This window comes from Kitasatospora sp. NPDC088779, from assembly GCF_040685395.1.
Taxonomy (GTDB): Bacteria; Actinomycetota; Actinomycetes; order Streptomycetales; family Streptomycetaceae; genus Kitasatospora.
In genome coordinates, this window is the sequence record NZ_JBFBHW010000032.1 from 61,925 (window position 1) to 78,323 (window position 16,399).

21 protein-coding genes are annotated in these 16,399 nt (G+C 71.7%); 12 read left to right on the forward strand and 9 right to left on the reverse strand.

All coding sequences use genetic code 11. From position 1 onward, the window contains the following. Positions 1-50 precede the first annotated feature (50 nt). The 5 genes from AB0P03_RS26660 to AB0P03_RS26680 form a co-directional block, all read right to left on the reverse strand. Entirely contained in the window at positions 51-827 is a 777-nt protein-coding gene (locus tag AB0P03_RS26660) for an SDR family oxidoreductase (protein WP_363631230.1), read from the reverse strand. Positions 828-949: 122 nt separating this feature from the next. Next, entirely contained in the window at positions 950-1,264 is a 315-nt protein-coding gene (locus AB0P03_RS26665; RefSeq protein WP_363631232.1) for a hypothetical protein, read from the reverse strand. Positions 1,265-1,950: 686 nt separating this feature from the next. After that, on the reverse strand, positions 1,951-2,157 hold the full coding sequence (locus tag AB0P03_RS26670) for a hypothetical protein (RefSeq protein WP_363631234.1): 207 nt from the start codon (positions 2,155-2,157) through the stop codon (positions 1,951-1,953). A 503-nt stretch (positions 2,158-2,660) separates the two neighbouring features. Further along, a complete protein-coding gene (locus AB0P03_RS26675) occupies positions 2,661-4,016 on the reverse strand; it encodes a TIGR04222 domain-containing membrane protein (protein WP_363631236.1) in 1,356 nt (451 codons plus the stop codon). After that, complete coding sequence (locus tag AB0P03_RS26680; protein ID WP_363631286.1) at positions 3,938-4,147, reverse strand: hypothetical protein; 210 nt, start codon at positions 4,145-4,147, stop codon at positions 3,938-3,940. Before AB0P03_RS26680 ends, AB0P03_RS26675 begins: the two co-directional genes overlap by 79 nt. Here AB0P03_RS26680 and AB0P03_RS26685 point away from each other — a divergent pair. Next, positions 4,113-4,490: a hypothetical protein gene (locus AB0P03_RS26685; RefSeq protein ID WP_363631238.1), complete on the forward strand. Its 378-nt coding sequence runs from the start codon at positions 4,113-4,115 to the stop codon at positions 4,488-4,490. The two genes, AB0P03_RS26680 and AB0P03_RS26685, sit on opposite strands and share 35 nt — an antisense overlap. Positions 4,491-4,532: 42 nt before the next feature. Beyond that, positions 4,533-4,811, forward strand: coding sequence for a hypothetical protein (locus AB0P03_RS26690; protein WP_363631240.1), 279 nt, complete (start codon positions 4,533-4,535; stop codon positions 4,809-4,811). Positions 4,812-4,883: 72 nt separating this feature from the next. On the opposite strand, the gene AB0P03_RS26695 is transcribed toward AB0P03_RS26690, so the two are convergent. From AB0P03_RS26695 to AB0P03_RS26705, 3 genes are all read right to left on the reverse strand, one after another. Beyond that, positions 4,884-5,168, reverse strand: coding sequence for a hypothetical protein (locus AB0P03_RS26695; protein WP_363631242.1), 285 nt, complete (start codon positions 5,166-5,168; stop codon positions 4,884-4,886). A gap of 661 nt (positions 5,169-5,829) precedes the next feature. Next, positions 5,830-6,057 (reverse strand): DUF397 domain-containing protein, encoded by a 228-nt coding sequence (locus AB0P03_RS26700; protein WP_363631244.1) that lies wholly within the window; start codon positions 6,055-6,057, stop codon positions 5,830-5,832. Beyond that, positions 6,054-6,926: a helix-turn-helix transcriptional regulator gene (locus AB0P03_RS26705; RefSeq protein ID WP_363631246.1), complete on the reverse strand. Its 873-nt coding sequence runs from the start codon at positions 6,924-6,926 to the stop codon at positions 6,054-6,056. The genes AB0P03_RS26700 and AB0P03_RS26705 overlap by 4 nt, the downstream gene beginning before the upstream one ends. A 527-nt stretch (positions 6,927-7,453) precedes the next feature. On the opposite strand from AB0P03_RS26705, the gene AB0P03_RS26710 reads away from it, so the two are divergent. The 10 genes from AB0P03_RS26710 to AB0P03_RS26755 all read left to right on the forward strand — a co-directional run bounded on the left by AB0P03_RS26710 (position 7,454) and on the right by AB0P03_RS26755 (position 15,671). Further along, the gene (locus tag AB0P03_RS26710) at positions 7,454-7,876 is read left to right on the forward strand and encodes an ATP-binding protein (protein ID WP_363631247.1); all 423 of its coding nucleotides are present in this window, start codon (positions 7,454-7,456) and stop codon (positions 7,874-7,876) included. 111 nt (positions 7,877-7,987) lie between these two features. Beyond that, positions 7,988-8,722: a hypothetical protein gene (locus tag AB0P03_RS26715; RefSeq protein ID WP_363631249.1), complete on the forward strand. Its 735-nt coding sequence runs from the start codon at positions 7,988-7,990 to the stop codon at positions 8,720-8,722. A 2-nt stretch (positions 8,723-8,724) separates the two neighbouring features. Beyond that, positions 8,725-9,393: a dTMP kinase gene (locus AB0P03_RS26720; RefSeq protein ID WP_363631251.1), complete on the forward strand. Its 669-nt coding sequence runs from the start codon at positions 8,725-8,727 to the stop codon at positions 9,391-9,393. Then, positions 9,390-10,259: an isocitrate lyase/phosphoenolpyruvate mutase family protein gene (locus AB0P03_RS26725; RefSeq protein ID WP_363631253.1), complete on the forward strand. Its 870-nt coding sequence runs from the start codon at positions 9,390-9,392 to the stop codon at positions 10,257-10,259. Before AB0P03_RS26720 ends, AB0P03_RS26725 begins: the two co-directional genes overlap by 4 nt. 34 nt (positions 10,260-10,293) lie before the next feature. Further along, entirely contained in the window at positions 10,294-10,782 is a 489-nt protein-coding gene (locus AB0P03_RS26730; protein ID WP_363631255.1) for an NUDIX domain-containing protein, read from the forward strand. After that, positions 10,779-11,696: an NAD(P)-dependent oxidoreductase gene (locus tag AB0P03_RS26735; RefSeq protein WP_363631256.1), complete on the forward strand. Its 918-nt coding sequence runs from the start codon at positions 10,779-10,781 to the stop codon at positions 11,694-11,696. Before AB0P03_RS26730 ends, AB0P03_RS26735 begins: the two co-directional genes overlap by 4 nt. A gap of 8 nt (positions 11,697-11,704) precedes the next feature. Further along, on the forward strand, positions 11,705-12,535 hold the full coding sequence (locus tag AB0P03_RS26740; RefSeq protein ID WP_363631258.1) for a hypothetical protein: 831 nt from the start codon (positions 11,705-11,707) through the stop codon (positions 12,533-12,535). Positions 12,536-12,573: 38 nt separating this feature from the next. Further along, a complete protein-coding gene (locus tag AB0P03_RS26745) occupies positions 12,574-14,466 on the forward strand; it encodes a radical SAM protein (RefSeq protein ID WP_363631259.1) in 1,893 nt (630 codons plus the stop codon). Positions 14,467-14,553: 87 nt separating this feature from the next. Then, positions 14,554-14,694, forward strand: coding sequence for a hypothetical protein (locus AB0P03_RS26750; protein ID WP_153471719.1), 141 nt, complete (start codon positions 14,554-14,556; stop codon positions 14,692-14,694). Positions 14,695-14,768: 74 nt separating this feature from the next. Then, positions 14,769-15,671, forward strand: a complete 903-nt coding sequence (locus AB0P03_RS26755) for an HEXXH motif-containing putative peptide modification protein (protein WP_363631260.1) — start codon at positions 14,769-14,771, stop codon at positions 15,669-15,671. A 101-nt stretch (positions 15,672-15,772) separates the two neighbouring features. Here AB0P03_RS26755 and AB0P03_RS26760 read toward each other — a convergent pair whose 3' ends face one another. Beyond that, positions 15,773-16,288 carry a hypothetical protein gene (locus AB0P03_RS26760; RefSeq protein ID WP_363631262.1) on the reverse strand — a complete coding sequence of 172 codons (516 nt, stop codon included), beginning with the start codon at positions 16,286-16,288 and terminating at the stop codon, positions 15,773-15,775. Positions 16,289-16,399: the final 111 nt, after the last annotated feature.

The following is a 16,399-nucleotide window of genomic DNA, read 5'->3' on the forward strand; positions in this document are numbered from 1 at the left end:
GCCGCACCGCCCGGCCCGTCCTCGGCCGCACAGCCTGACCGCCAGCCGGATCAGTACCCCTGCGGGCCGGGCGCATTCTGCGCCCTGTCCACCGGCACGTTCGCGCCGCTCACCCCCGAGGACACATCCGACAACAGGAACAGCACCACCTCCGCCACCTCCCGCGGGGTGACCAGCCGTCCACCCGGAACCTCGGCCACCAGCCTGGCGAACTCCTCTGGCTCCTCCCGCCGCAACCGGTCCCAGCGCTTGCCTTCGATCAGCATTGACCCAGGCGAGACCGCGTTGACCCGGATCCCGTCTGGCGCAAGCTCCCGGGCGAGCGAGGAGACCAGGTGGAGCTGGGCCGCCTTCGCAGCCCCGTACTGCGACTGCGGACCAGGCTTCCAGCCCGAGATCGACGAGACCACCACCGCTGAACCACCACCGCCCGCCCGCAGATAAGGAGCCGCGGCCGCCAACAGTCGCGCGCTGTGGCCCGCGTTCACCTCCCACGTCCACGTCCAGTCCTCGGCCGTCGCCTCCGCCAGCCCACGCCCCCGGGCACCGCCGGCACAGGCCACCACTCCGTCGATGCCTCCCATCGCTTCCGCCGCGAACCCCACGAACTCCTCCACCGACCCCGGCTGCGCCACATCGGTGACCGTAGTGAACAGCGGCGCCTCGCCGGCCTCGCGCGCCAGAACGGCCAGGTGCTCGCTACCTCGCGCACACGCCGCGACCACCGCCCCCTGCGCTAGCGCTCTCCTTACGATCTCGCCGCCCAACCCCCGCGAACCACCCGTCACGGCCAGCCGCAGACCCGCCAGACCACCCGAACCGTGCACTCGCCCTCATCCTGTCAGCACTGCGGACGGCACCTGAACGACGCCCGCACCCATGACCACAACACCTTCTTGGGGGCAGCGTAAACCCACTCTGCTCTTCAGTTGCCGACTGTGCAGCAACGTCAACGACCTACACCGAAGCGGCGTAGGTCGCCCCGGTTGGACGCCGCGAGCAGATCCCAGCTCGGGTACTCCGTCACCAGCTCCGGGTGCACGACGCACGGCCGCGGCACCTTTCCGTATCCGGCCTCCGCCGGGACCGGTGGAGGCTGCCGGACCTGCCCGACCGCTGCCGCGGACCGCCAGCGGACCAGCGGCACGACCCACTGGCCGTCATGGCGTCGCGGGCACCAGAGCAGCTGGAGCAGGTCGCACCCGTCCGGGAAGGGTACGAGGCCCGGCAGGTCAGAGCGGTAGATCTGGACAACCTGGATCATCGGCGATCCCGGGTGCTCCGGGCACTCCGGCCAGGGCTCCCGCGCCGGCCACAACAGCGGGCCACCCACCGAGCTGTCGCGGCACGTCGGCTCACCCGCACGCGGGTGCAGCCGCACGGCCTCTCTGCGGAGCGGGGCGATCTCGGGGAACAGTTCCTCGACGTTCAAGGGGCGCGGTGGGGTTCGACGGGTCACCGGCGGACCGTACATGCGACTGCGACACGGACGCACCAGAGATTCCGCCGGTGATCGAACAACGTCCGCTAGAGCCGACCTGCTGCACCTTCGTGCGTCGCCGGATCCGCTCCGAGCGGCACTACCCCGGCGCCTGCGCCGAGGCCGACCTGGCCGGAGGGCGATGGTAGTGGCGTGCCCCACCTACCCGTCGGTCAGGGTGACACCTGCCGCCGATCAAGTGGCATCCGCCGCGCCGATAGGCCGCGATCCATCACGGCCCGCCGAAGTTCGCGGGGCACCCATGAGCACCACGCCCTTCCCCATCCCCCTGCCCACCGGCATCCACCCACACGACCCCCGGAGATCCGAGCCGAACTCGCCGCCTGGCTTGTCGCCGACGGGCCTGACGGCGGACCTGCGCTCCGGTCTGAAGGCTTCGACGCGCAGACAGCGGCCCAGGAACGCCAGGCCGCCGCAGACTGGGCCCACCCGCTGCGCCTGGCCGACCTCTACTTCGCCAGCAGTTGTGCGACCGCCACCGACCGGAGCACCTCGTTGGCTTTCTTCCATACCAGCCGGGCCGCCTGGACACCGAGCTCCCTGTGGGCGGCCAGTAGCTTCAGCACCAGGTCCGGCGTCGCGTTCGTGGCCTGGCGCAGCGGGGCGACACCGCTGTACTCGTTCAGTCGGCCGTTGATCGGGGGGCTGGAGAGCACCGCCCGGCAGAAGAGCGCCCCTCCCACAGCGCGCCACCGCTCCAACTCGTCGACGAGCGCCCGTACTGTGCACGGATCACCGGTGCGAACGATCGAGCCGGAAGCTCGGTTGACGAGCTCCTCCACCGACAGGGACAGGGACCGGGGCTGGACATCGACTCGCTGTCGGCGGGATAGCCGTGCGTGCCGAGACGGTACCCGGGTGGACCTGCCGGTACCACTGCCGGACCCCTGCTGGCGTTCGGACCTCCGGGGTGGCGCCAGGGGCAGGGGCTCTGGTGCTGCGCAGATCCCTCGTCCCCGGGCCCGGCCGACGCGGTCCCGCGAAACCCAGGACGCCGTCCCCGAACCACCACAGGCGGGGCGTCTGCCGAAGCGGTGTGAACCGGTGAGCCACAGGTCCGCTCTGGCTCGGACCGCGGCAGGAGGGCCCGGCACCGGTGCTGACCCGCAGTCCGCCGACGGGCGCCTGTACCAGCAGCGGCAGCCGGGGTCACCCGACGTCAGAGGTCGCCGCTGTAGCTCGCGGCGTCGCCGGCCCCCTCGTACGGGCCGTAATCGCTGCCGGTGCGGGCGACGGTCTCCCGGGTGCCGCGCCTGCCGAGCAGCGCGGCCTGGGCGGCGAAGTCCGGCAGCAGCAGGCGCAGCGCCCGGCGTCCGTACAGCGCGGTCAGCAGTCCTGTCCCGTAGGGTTCCGATGATGTGTCACCTGATGCTGCCGCCCCGCTCAGGGGGTGCCGGCGGCGCAGCTCGCGAAGCAGCCGGTGTCCGGCGAGGGTGCGGGCCGGAGCGCAGAGCAGCATGAGCGGGAGTACGGTCATGGGCAGGCCTGTCCACCAGACGCCCCGCGCGGTGGCGAGCGTGCCCGTGGCGCACGTGGCCGTGGCCAGCACACTGGACGTGGCCAACCGGGCCGGGCTGCAGCGCAGGCCGCGATGGACCAGGTCGGTGCGGATCTCCTCGCGGGCGCGCCGCACGGGCGGGGTGGTCACGGCGTCGGCCCAGGACAGGTCCCGGCCGAACGCCGTCCGCGCTGCCCGGTGCAGCGGAGTTGCGTCCTGCCCGGAGTGGGTGTGCACCACCCGCCGCAGGCGGCCTCGCCGGTCGGTGTCGAGCACCCCCGCGAGGTGCAGTTCGACGACGGCCACCACCAGCGCGGCCTTCGATCCCCCACGTACCCCCGCGATTGCCGTGGCTGTCAGGCCGTCGGTCCTTCCCCGGGCCGGCCGCCATCGCAGAAGCCCCGCCCCGAGGAGCGCGGCCATCGCGCACACCACACCGACCGATCCCACCGGACCCCCTGAAGCACCGACCACCCGACGGCCCTCCCCGGCCGTTCCCGCAGGATGACAGAGCGGGACGGCGATGCCAAGCGGTCGACCGACCCGACTGCCACGCCGCCAGAGCGCGATGAGAGCACGTACAGCGATCCCGCCGAGCGTGCCGACAGCGTCAACTCTGACGAGAGGCCCTCGCTCGGCGTGGTACCGGGCGACGGACGCCGCACTCGATGACCCCGACCTGGCTGTCACCCCCACTCCCGTGGCGGTCCAGCCGAGGCCGATCGTGGCGGGGCAGAGCGGGCTGGAGCGGCAGATCCACCAGGAGATCGACGACGAGCAGACATAGCAAGCAAGGGAGCTGGAAGACCAGGTTGACAGGGCCGGCTGCTCCGCCTGGCGGGTCCCTCGGGTCGGCGGGTGCCGTTCAGCGCGGAATTGCAGGGGAACGCCGTTGCCACGATGTCCCCTGCGGTTGGTGCTGCCTGTTCCAAAGGGCCTCACCCTGCTCGGGCCCTGCCCGGGTCGGGTCGAGTTCCAGGGGTCCAGCCGGCGTGGCAGGTGCAGGTGCGCTCCCACAGTTCCATGCCGAGGGTGAGCGCGGTGTCGGTGAGCAGGTCCAGCAGGCGGTCGTGGTCCGGTCCCGCGCTCAGGTCCAGCCGCCACTGCCAGCGCTTGCGGCCGCCCTGGACCGACCTCGCGGATCCCACCGGTGAGATCTGCGGCGTCGCGGGCCTGCGGATCTCACCATGGAACGGCGGCCGGGTACACCTGACGATTCCCGGCCGGGCCGGCGAAGTGGTCCTCGCCAACCTGCCCGCCACGACCTGGAAGGCCGCACTCGCCCTGTGGGAGCAGGACTTCGACGACATCTCCCTCACCCGCCAGTTCTGGACGACCCACCCCCGTGCCGCCACGGCCGGCGAACACGCCTTCAACGCCCGCTGGAAGGACCCCTCCGGCAGCGAGGGCCGGGCCTGGCTGGCCAGTGGCCTGCTGCGCCGCACGCCGCTGTTCGCCGCAGCGGACGCGCCAGCCCACACTGAGGCCTAGAGTGACCCGCACCATCCGGCCCGGCCGGGTGAGGAGTGGGTCATGAAGGTCCTCTGCCACCGGCCCTCGCGCGACCACCAGGAAACCGTCGCTCTGCTCACCGCCCCCAAGGTCGGGCTCCCGATGGACGTCGTCGGCCTGGACTGCGCCTGCGGCACGAGCGAGGGGCGGACCTGCACCGTCGAACTCGCAGGCCCCCGGGACCGTCCGGGTCGGCTGCAGCTGCGGTTCAACCCACGTAAGTACCCGACGATGCTCGCCTACGACGAAGCCCGGCCCAAGGAACCGCGCCGCCGCCGTACCCGCCGACACACCATCTGATCCGCTGCGCCCGTCCCCGGGGCCCCAGCGGTGCAGGTTTCGCGCCGGCCCCGGAGACGTGAACGCCGACTGTCAGCGTGCCCGTTGACGGACCCGGTGGCCACAGATCAGCAGCGTGTGCCCGTACGGGGCGAGCACCATGATGCAGCCGCTGGCGTCAGTGGTGCACGTACAGGCCCGTTCGACCAGCTCCGTGCCGAGGGCGAGGTCCGTGTCGGTGATCAGGTCCAGCAGGGTGTTGTGGTCGGGGCCGTGGCTCAGGTCGAGTCTCCACTGCCAGGGCCCGTGCTGGGGTGTGGCATCGAGGCGCAGTCGGACGGCGGCCGCGGGTGCCGTCTCGGTGGTGGCCGGGATCATCCGCGGCAGGCCGCTGCAGGTCCAGTGGCCGATGCCCGTGGGCGGTGCGGCCGCGAAGCGGGCACTCTCCCCACCGCTCCACGGTGCTCCCGGTGTGGCCGCGCGGGGCTTCGGGGCAAGGGCTTGCCGCCACAGGTCGGTTGGGACGCCGGTGACGAGGACACGGGCGCAGTTCGTGCCGCAGTCCGGGGACGGGACCGCCGGCGTCGGAACGATCGGGGGCGGGCAGGAGGGCGGCCCACTGCTGGGCGACGGCGGTCCGGGCCTCGACCTCGACGGCCAAGTGGTCGGCGGGGTGCACGACGCGGATGCCGAGTGGGTGGCGGGTGAGGCCCCACCGGCCGTCCAGGCCCAGCGAGATCTCACGCTCCAACCGCATCTGGGCGTGGGAAACCCTGGGAAACGCGGTGACGTGGTGCGCGGCAGCCGTGCGGGCCGTCCCGGGGAGGTCCTCGCCGGTGCACGCGGCGAGGCGCTCTGCCAGGACGGGCCCGGGCGGGGTCGGTTCGGCGGGCGGCAGGACGCGGCGCAGCCAGCGGCGTGGTGCGCCGACGGACGCCAGTTGCCGCCGCAGGTCGTCGATGGCGGCGTTCTCGTGACCACCGCGCGGGGAAGTGCTGTCTCTCCCCGCTTGGGCGGGGGGAGACGGCACCTCGCTGACTCAGGCGCGGGAGCTGCGGGCGAACGCCACGAGACCTGCGAATGCCTCCGGTGTGACGAGCAGGGCCGGCCCGGCGGGGTCCTTTGAGTCGCGGATGGCCACCGCTTCGAAGCGAGTGCCGGTCAGGTCGGCGACCTCGACGCAGTTGTTGCCGGATCCTCCACTGTAGGACGACTTGAACCAGTGGGCCGCGCCGGTGAGTTCGGGGGCAGTGATGTGGTGGGTCATGAGGTGATCTCTCGGGTGAGTTGTTTCAGGAACTCCGGTGTCGCCTCAGCGGGGAGGGCCGAGCGGGACAGCGCCTCGAACATCCGAGTGAACCGGCCGACTTCGCGGGACTTGTCCGTGAGGGACATGCCGGCCCCCGTGTCCAGCTGGACCGTCTTGGGCAGCTTGTCGCCCAGGTCCAGGAGCGTGAAATCAGAGAGCGACAGGTAGCCGCGAACCGACTGCGGAAGGATCTGCACGGTCACGTTGTCGAGCGTCGCGATCCGGGCGATCTCCTCGTACTGCTCGCGCATGATGTCCACGTCCCCAGCCACGTACCGTAGCGCCGGCTCGTACTGGATCGCCCACAGCTTGACAGGATCGTCGGGGGCCACCACCCGCTCCTTGCGCTTCATCCGCAGGGCCACGCTCTTCTGTATGAACTCCGACGTGGACTCCTCGATCGGCTTGGCGATCTCGTGCAGAGCCTTCGCGTACCGCTCGGTCTGCAGCAATCCGAGCACGCACGTGGGGTGGTAGGCGCGGACGGACTGGGCCGCGGACTCGACGCCGAGGAAGCGGGGCATCGAGGGCGCCATCGTCGCCACCGTGTATGGCGTCCACCAGTCCTGGCGCGAAGCGGTGCGCTGGAGATCCACCAGACGCTCGGTCTCATCCTCGTCGTCGACGCCGTACCGGGCGAGGAGCTTGCGTAGATCCCCGGCGTTGCGAAGATCCTGAAAACCGGTCTCCACACGCTGGAGCTTCGTCGAGCTGAACGCCAGCCCCTTCACAGCGTCTTCCAGCGTGATGCCGGCCTGCTGACGCAGTTCCCGAAGCTCGTGCCCCAGTTCGATCCGCCGTGCTGTCGGCCTTGGCCGTGCTGCCACGTGCTCACCTCCGGAGTGCATGCGTCTACCGTCCGTATCGATCCGCGCAGTGTTGCACGTCACGCGCGCGTGGTGCCAGGCCATGCGCTTGCGTTGGCATGTGCCATTTCCTCTTCGTCGGGGGATTCAGTGCCGATGCCGTTGCAGATTCAGCGTAGACGCGCCACCTTGGTGGCACGCCCTGATTGACGGGGCATCAGAGACGGTCAGTCGAGGCCCGCGAGACGCCGACGGCCGCCACCTCCACCATTGGACTGCGGAGGTCTTCGTGCGCCGATCTGCTGACGACCAGCTTCGCCGCCGGGTGTCGGCCGACATCGCGGCGGGCCTGCCGGGGCGGCCGGCGCGTGCTGACCCGGACGAGCTCCTGAAGCGGGTGTATCCCGTCGGTGCCTCTCGGGGCGCCCCGTGGCGACGGTCGGACGGTATCAAGGTCTTCGTCGGGGCTTCGAGCGCGCCTTGCGCCGCGAGACGGTCCTGCGGCGGCTGGAGGGCGGACGGCGGCTCAGGCGGTACCGGGGGTTGGTATGACGGCCGTCGAACTCGCTCCAGCCGAGCCGACTCTCCCTTCCCGCCCCGCCACGGCATCCCTGCGCTACCGCCCGGAGTCGGCGCGGGCCGCACGCCTGCTCGTCCGGGGGAAGCTCAAGGAATGGGGCCTGGACGCACTGGTCGACCCGGCCGAGCTGATCGTCACCGAGCTGGTCTCCAACGCCTGCAAGACCGGCTGCCTGACCTTCATGCAGGTGGCCGTCCGGCGCCCAGCCCCGGGATTCGTCCGAGTCTGCGTGCGGGACGGCTCCCCGGAACTGCCGGTGCTGCTGTCGGCCGGCGAGGACCAGGAGTGCCACCGCGGCCTGGCCCTGGTCCACGAACTCACCGGCGGCCGGTGGGGGACCACCCCCGACCCCTGGGGCAAGAGCGTGCACGCCGACCTTCCGGTCTCCTGACCGCCCGACACCACGTCAACCGGCCGGTAACCGGCCACGACATCTTCCATTGCTGTCCGTCACTGCGCGACTACGATTCATCGCTTCGGTTCGACCATCAAGGAGTACCGCGTGGAAGGATCCACCACCGCCATGAGACCGCCCGGAGTGCTGAGGCCCGCGAGCGTCCGGGACAGCTGGCAGGCGCTCGCCGACGGACTGCACGTGCAGCGGGTGCACCTGCACCAGGAGCAGTGGCGCCAGGCCGCGACGCTCGCGCCCGAACAGCTCGGGCTGCCCGCCGAGCTGGACCCCGTCGACCTGGTGTCGAGGCCAGCCCTCGTGGTGCCGTGCGACGACGTGCTGATCCGCGCCGCCGGCCTCACGTCGTGGATCGACGTGCCGTACCGGCTCGGCCACGACCGCACCGCTGACGGTCCGCTGACCCTCGCGGTGGACGAGGTGGGCCGGATGCTGGCCGAGGATCTGGACAGCAGCCTTGAAGCGGCCGTGCACGGCGCGACCCGTTCCAGTGTCTGGTGGGTGGGGGTGCTCTCCGTCATCCACCACGAGAGCGGCCGGACCGCCTCCCTGGCGATGCTTCAGTCCGCCGTGCGGGCCGTCGCCCTCGGCGCAGGGACGCGCGTTCTGCGGGCGGCGCTTCGGTCCCGGGGCGAGGACAGCGCGGTTCTGCGCGCCGCGTACTGCCGGGCCGTCGCCGAGGTCGTCGTGCTGGAGGCGTCGCTGCCGCAGCTGCTCGGCGAGATCGGCGGGATGCGCCTCACCGACCTGGTGACCACCTCGGTGCCGTGGCGCGGCCAGTTCACCAAGTACCAGTCGGGCACCGGAGCGGGGCAGGTGGAGTAGGGATGGACCAGTATCCGTTCGTCGTGATCGAGGGCCTGGACGGCAGCGGCAAGACCACGCTGCGCAAGGGCCTGTTCAGGCTGTTCGACAGCCTCTACGGGGTGACGCCGCTGTCGGTACTCACCACGAACTTCCTCGCCCCCGAGGTGGCCGCGGACCTGGTGGACGGCAAGTACGCGCCCACCGAGGCCAACCGGGACCGCTACCTGCGGGCACTGCGGGCCGACAAGAAGGCCACCGTCGAGCGCCTGATCGCCCCCTCACTGCCGCTGCGGCCGGTGGTCGCGGACCGGTGGCTGCTGTCGGAGCTCGCGTTCTTCCAGGTCAAGCACGGCCAGGACCCGCAGGACACCTACGCCGGGCTCGCCGACGCGATCGACCTGGTGCCGGACCTGACCCTCATCCTGGACGCTGCCACCGGCACCACGATGCGGCGCGCCGCCTCCCGCAGCGCGGGGGACTCGGTGCGCGACGACTGGGACGTGGACCACGTGCAGACCTCCGTGCGCGCCACCTACCAGGCGATCACCGCTGACCCGACCTCGTTCCCGAAGATCGGGCCGACCGTGACGATCGACGCCAACCAGCCCCGGGCCGACGTGCTCGCGAACGCCTGGACCGCGCTGATCGAGCGCGGCCTGACCCCCGACCTGGAAGGAAGTATCCGGTGAGCGCCGCCATGTCCGAGATATCCGCGGCCGCCCGCCTGCGGGCCGCGCTGCGTGACGCTGCAGCCTGCCGGCGGCCCGTGCAGGCGATCGGCGCGGTCAACGCCATGGCCGCGCGGGTCGCCGTCGAGGCCGGGTTCGGCGCGCTGTGGGTGTCGGGCCTGGAGGTGTCGGCCGCCTACGGGCTGGCGGACGAGAACCTGCTCGGCTCCCGGGACCTCGCCGACGTCGTCACCTCGCTTCGCCGCGTCACCGACCTGCCGGTGATCGTGGACGTCGACAACGCGGCCGGTACCGGGGCGTCGGCCGCGCGGTTCGGGTTCGACCTCCAGGCGGCCGGGGCGGCGGCCGTCTGTCTGGAGGACAGCCGCTACCCCAAGTGCAACTCGTTCTCCGAACACCGCGCCCAGGCGATGACGGAGACGGAGACGGTGTGCGAGCAGATCAAGGAACTCAAGGCCGCCGCCCCGGGCCTGCTATTGATCGCCCGCACGGAGACGCTGATCTGCGGCGGCGGCATGGACGACGCGCTGGCCCGCGCCACCTCCTACGAGGCGGCCGGAGCGGACGCCGTGCTCCTGCACTCCAAGGACACCACCGGTAACCAGGCGCTGGAGGTGGGCCGCCGCTGGTCCGGCGTGCCGCTGGTCACCGTCCCCACCGCCTTCCCGCACCTGGACCGCCGCCTCCTCGGGGAGGCCGGCTTCGCCCTGGCGATCTACGCCAACCAGCTGACCCGCGCCGCACTGGCCGCGATGCACAGAGCCGCCGCCGGCTTCCGCGCCACGGGCGTCTTCGAGGCCTGCCAGCTCGCCGACGTCCAGGACCTGATGCGCGTCGGCGACCCCGACGCCCGCGCCTGCCTGTGACACCCCTGCTCCGACAACCAGTACGGAGGCACCCTTGAGCGACCTGCCCAGCATCAGCGTGTCGGTGAAGGCCGCGATCATCCACCAGGACCGGATCCTGCTCCTGTCCTACGACGACAGCGCGGACGGCGGCTGCTTCCACTACAACCTTCCCGGCGGCAAGGCGATCGAGGGCGAGCCGCTGCGCGAGGCGGTCGTGCGCAAGGTCCACCAGGAGAGCGGGCTGAGCGTTCGAACCGTGCGGGAGATGTTCGTCGTGGAGTACGTCCCCGGACACTTCGGCAAGGACCTCGGCCCGCTGCACAAGACCCAGCACAACTTCCTCGCCGAGATCACCGACGGCCGCACCACACCCCGGTTCTCCGACCCGCGCGATCCCATCCAGGTCGGCTTCGCATGGCTGCCGCTGGCCCAGCTCACCGCGGTGACCCTGATCCCGCAGGTCGCCCCCGCCATCCTCGCCGCGCTCACGGACACCCGTGACGTCCTCGTGGACCGCGCCCAGACGGAGACGACGCGATGAGGGCGCCCACGATCCTCGTCGCCAAGGGCGCGGGCGACCCGAACGCCCTGGTCCGCGCCCTCAGCCGGTACGACGTCTACGAGGTCGCCGGCCTCGACGAGCTCGGCGGCGCGGCGCGCCGCGCGGAGCTGATCGTCATCCGCTCCGGTATCCGGCTGGATGTGGACCGGCTGGCCGCCATGCCGAAGCTGCGGCACGTCATCCGGGCCGGCTCCGGGCTCGACGGCATCGACACCGCCGTCCTGGCCGCGCGGGGGATCGGCCTGTACCGATACCCCGAGGCATCGGCCCCGGCCGTCGCCGAGTGGTGCCTCGCGGCGCTGCTGGCCCTGGCCCGGCGCATCCCGCTCGGCGCCCACGGCCTGGCCCTCGGCTGTCACCTCAAGACGGCCTGCCTGGGGACGCCGGTGGTGTCAATGCGCGTGGCCGTCTGGGGCGCCGGGCCTATCGGTCGGGCCGCTGCCGCCGTGACCGCGCGATTCGGTGCGGAGGTCGCCTTCGCCGCCCGGCCCAGCATCACCGACGGCCTGCGGCAGATGCCCGCGGCTGAACTGCCCGGCTGGGCCGACGCCCACATCGTCGCGCTGCCCGCCACCGCAGAGAACATCGGGGCGTTCGGCACCGGCTTCCTGCGCTCGGCGGCGGGGCGCCGGCCCCTGCTCGTCGTCGCCGGGCGCCTGGCCACCATCGACGCCAGCGCGTGCCTGGAGGCACTTGCTGACGGCGGCCTGACCGGCCTGGCCGTCGATCCGATCGAGGCCGCCGATGCGCACCTGTTCAAGTCCGGCCCCACCCCATTGAACCTGCTCGCCACCCCTCACATCGGGGCTCAGCGCGCGGACATCCGGGCTGCCCTGGACGCCTGGGTCACCCAGACCGCCAGCGCCCTCCTGAGAGGGGAGGCGACCCGGTGAACGCGTGGGTGGAACAGAGACGTGCGGCGGCCCGCGCGGTCGCCGGGCAGCTCGCCGAGGAGTACCCGCACTCGCCGGTGTGGATGACGGGGCCCGTGGCCTGCGGGATCGCCCACGCCCGCAGCGACGTCGATCTGCGGGTGCTGTTCACCGAGGGCCCGGTGCCGGTGCTGCAGTCCCGCATCATCGACGGTATCCGCGTAGACCTGGAGGCCCAGGCCGTGGCCGAGGCCGACGAACTGCGCGGCTACCTGCGGTGCTTCCACATCCTGGGCGACGACGTCGACCTGTTCCGCACCGTGAGGCGCCGTCTTCCGGCGCTGACCGTGCTTCGGACCGCCCACGCCATGCACGACGGGGAACAACCGGTGCTCGACCAGGCCGAGCGGGACGTCTACCGCCGGTGGGCGCTGGCCGACCGCGTCCAGCACGCGATCAGCCTGGTCGAGGACCTCGACGGCCTGTTCCAGGCCGGACTGAGTGACGCCGTGGATCTGGTCACTGGGCAACTGCACATCGCTGTTCAACAGGCCGAGAACACCGCCGCCGGACACCCGCTCCTCGGTGACAAGTGGACCCCCGTCCTCGCCGGGGCCCCGACGCCGCCCGCGGCGTCTGTGCACCAGGCCCTGCGCCAGGCCCGCGCCCGGCTGCTGGCCGCGCTGCTGGCGGTATGGCCCGAAACCGCCGCCCCGGACGGCCACGTGCCGGACGACTGGCTGGAGGCCGGGTGGCTGCCCCAGCGCTACAGCGACGGCTGGCGACTGAAGTTCTCCGACGACACCATCCGCCTCACCCCCGGCCAACTGGCCGCGTGGCACCAGGCGCTTCACTCCTGACCGGGCCCCGAGCCCGCCCCTCTCCTGGGAGGCACCCGATGCACCCCACCAGCCCGAACGAGCTGATCGGCCACCTGTACCGGACGCTGGACGCGTCCGAGGTCGACGCCGTCTCGCTCATCCTCAAGGTCCGCGGGGAGACCTGCGACATCGACTGCCTGCACTGCTACGAGAAGCGCAAGGAAGGCCCCGGCGGCGCGCGGATCAGCGACGACCAAGTCCAGCTCCTGCCGAACCTCTTCCCGGGCCGCCCGCTCGCCATCGAACTGCACGGCGGCGAACCCCTGACCGCCGGAAAGGAGCACATCGCCCAGCTGCTGCGGACCCTCGCCGGCATACCGCAGGTCAAGCGCCTGTCCCTGCAGACCAACGGCGTCCAGCTCGACGCCGAGTGGCTCGACCTGTTCGACGCCCACTACCCCGGCCTGGAGCTGGGGATCTCCCTGGACGGCGACCTGGAAGGCAACAGGTGGCGCGTCGGCTACGACGGCGAGGCCACCTACCCGCTCGTGGTCAAGGCCCTGGAACTGCTGGCCGAACGCGGCCGGACCTGCGGCATCATCACCACCGTCACCCCCGCGCTCCTCGGCCGGCCCGCCGAAACCCTCGACCACCTGGCCGCGTTCACCGCCGTCACCTCGGTCAGCGTCGTGCCGTGCTTCGACACCACCGTCACCCGGCCCACCACGCACACCGGCAGCCGCCGCCCGCCCAGCCGGACCCTGCAGCAGGCGGCCCTCGACCGGCCCGGCGGCCCGGCCTGGGCGATCACACCCGACCAGTACACCGACTTCGTGCTCGGCCTCACCCAGCACTGGATCACCACCGGCCTGTTCCGCCGCCTCAGGCTCTCCCCGGCCGTCCCCACCATCCGCCGACTGCGGGGCCTGGCAACATCGTTCTGCCACTTCTCCGACATGAAGTGCGACCACGTCTTCACCCTCTACCCGGGCGGCCGCCTGGGCAGCTGCGACGAACTCCCCTGGCCCCAGGCCCAACTCACCCACCTGACGCCCACCACCAGCCCGGCCGACATCACCACCGCCCAGCACGGCTCCAACCTCCTTCGCCAGGGCAAGGGCCTCATGACCGCCTGCGTGACCTGCGACTACCGCGGCACCTGCGGCGGCGGCTGCATCGCCACCCGCTGGCGCATGAACCTCGCCGGCCACCACGACGCCTACTGCGACCACCGCATACGCCTGATCGACGGAACCGCAGCCCTCCTCGCCGACCCCGCCCACCCGGACGGCGCCTGGTGCCGGACCGCCCGCTGGCGCCCCACCCCCGTCAACCGGATGCGCGACGTCCAAACCTTCCTCGCCACCTGGGACAACCCCCAAGCCGCCCGCCACCCCGCCCAACTGGTCACCAGCGCCTTCGGCAACATCAACACCACCGGCCTGCCCGGCCCCACCGCCCAGAGCGCCGACGACCTCGACCCCGCCCACCCGCAGTGGAACGACGCGATCGAGCCCGGCATCAAACCGCTCGTCGACCACCTCACCGGCCGCTGGCACCTCGTCACCTACGACAGCTGTGAAGGCCACCACTACAACGACGGCGCCCGAAAGAGCCAGACATGCGAGGTCGGCCTCCTCCCACGCGACGGCGCCGAGTACGCCGCCACCGCCGCCGCCCTGTGCCGGGCCGCCACCCGATGCGCGCACGCCATGCCGCCCGCCGTACGCCTCCTGGTCGCCCGCAACAACCTGACCTGCGAGACCACAGGCCGCACTCACCCGGTCCTCGACCTGCGGCTCCTGCCCACCTCCGAAACGCCCGGCGCCGCCTACTTCGCCGCGCTGGACGACGCCACCGACCAGCTCCTGGCCGCCCTCGACACCGAAGCCCCCGCCGACCAGCGCCCCTGCGCCTGCCCCCTCCCGCCCGGCACCCAGCCGGCCGCGCTCCCGCAGGCCGTCGCGTGAGCCCCACACCACGGGGGCGCGCACCCCCGACCAACCCGTACGGCCCCAGCCCAACCCCGAGAAGCCCGAGCAGAGAAGGAACCGGCGATGAAGAACGACACCTGGGCCAAGGACTTCCTCGACGCCGTCGAGGAGCTCCGCGACGACGACGGGTCCGTCCGCTTCACCATGCACTCCTCCCGGGAGGGCGCCGACGACTGGCCGACCGAGCCGACCGTCCACGCCTGATCCGACGCGCTGAACCCAGCCGGGGCCAGGGCCGCAAGCCCTGGCCCCACCCCTTCCCCGCCAAGGAGACTGCGATGGACCTCAGCACCGTCTTCCGCATGCCCGCGATCCACGCCCACCACCTGGCCAAGACCCAGCGCATCCACCACGCCCTCCAACGCGGCGCCGGCCGCACCCTCATCGCGCCCAAGCCCACCGCCGCGGCCTACGCGCTCGCGCACCACGTCCTCGAAGGCGCCGAACACGCCGCCCGCACCGACAACCCCGACACCTTCGCCTGGTACACCGAGCACCCCGACGCCGGCACCGCCGACCTCGCCCCGGCCGGTCCGCTCACCGTCGCCCCCGACGAGGCGAACCTAATCACCTCACCCATCTCCGACACCCCGTACTACGTGCTCGGCCCCGCCACCCAGGCCGCCCCCGAGCACCTACAGAAACTCACCCTGAAGTCGGCCGGCCTCGCCGCCGAACACGGCTTCGGCGAACTCGTCGACGCCCACGCCCCCATCGTGTGCCTGCTCACCGGCAAGCCGCTGGGCAGCCCCCTACGCTCCTGGACCATCAGCCGCATGCCCGGCACCGTCTTCCTCGACTACGTCCCGGACAACCCCGTCATGGTCGCCCGCGACCTCGTCCACGAGGCCGGCCACAACTGGCTCAACGACGCCCTCACCGCCACCGCCTGCGAGATCGACAACACCCAGACTTTCTACTCACCCTGGAAGAAGACCCACCGACCCGCCTACGCGTTCCTCCACGGCTGCTGGTCGTTCTCCCTGGTCGCCCTCTACACCGCCGCCGTCCTGCCCACCACCAGCGGTGAGACCCACACCTTCCTCACCGCCTACCTCGACCGCCAGCGCACCCAGCTCCGCATCGTCGCCGACGACCACGAGACCGCCCTGCAGACCATCACCGACGCCACCCTCCGCACCAGGCTGCGGACCGCCTACCGGCACGCCCTCGCCCTGTGAGGAGACGCTTCCAGCAGCCCAGCTACTGGGCGCGAACGCTGAGGGCCACCGGAATGCCGGGGGCCCTCAGCCATTTCGTCCGGTGGATCGAGCGTGGTACGTCACGTACCGCGCTCGTAGCGCACAATCGCGGCAGCCAGATCCTTCTCCAGCTCGCCGATCCACTCGCCGAAGAAGAGCGCGGTGAAGCCTCGGTCCGAGTAGTCACCCGGGCCCACCGGCGTCAGGGGCAAAGAACTCACGTACTGGCCGGCCTTGCCACTGCGAAGGTTGAGCTCTGCCCGGACCGCGTGCGGGGTGGTGCCCTCCAGCACGAGCAGCATCACGGGGTGGTTCCAGGGCGTCGGGTTCTTCGTCATTTCCTTGATCACCCAGCACCAGTGGCCGGACACCTGCTGGTATCGGCGCCGGTCCTGGCCAACGAATGTTCCGGTCGGCGAGAGTCGCATCCGGTGGAACGTCTCGCTGCGGTGGGGTAGCAGGCGTTGCGCTGCCTCCGCCAGAAGCCGGCCCAGCTTTTCCTGGTCGCGCTGCTGCTGTGTCTCCTCCTGCCGCTTCGACTCGTCCTGCAACTCTTGCTGTCGCCTCGCCTGGCTGATCGCGTCGTCAAGACCCATGGCTCTGAAGGTAGCCACCCGGGCGGCGGCGGGTACCCGGATCGCTCGAAGCCAGCTGTCCAGAGGGAGCTCCAGCTCCACGAGCACGTCTACGGCAAAGATCACGCTGAG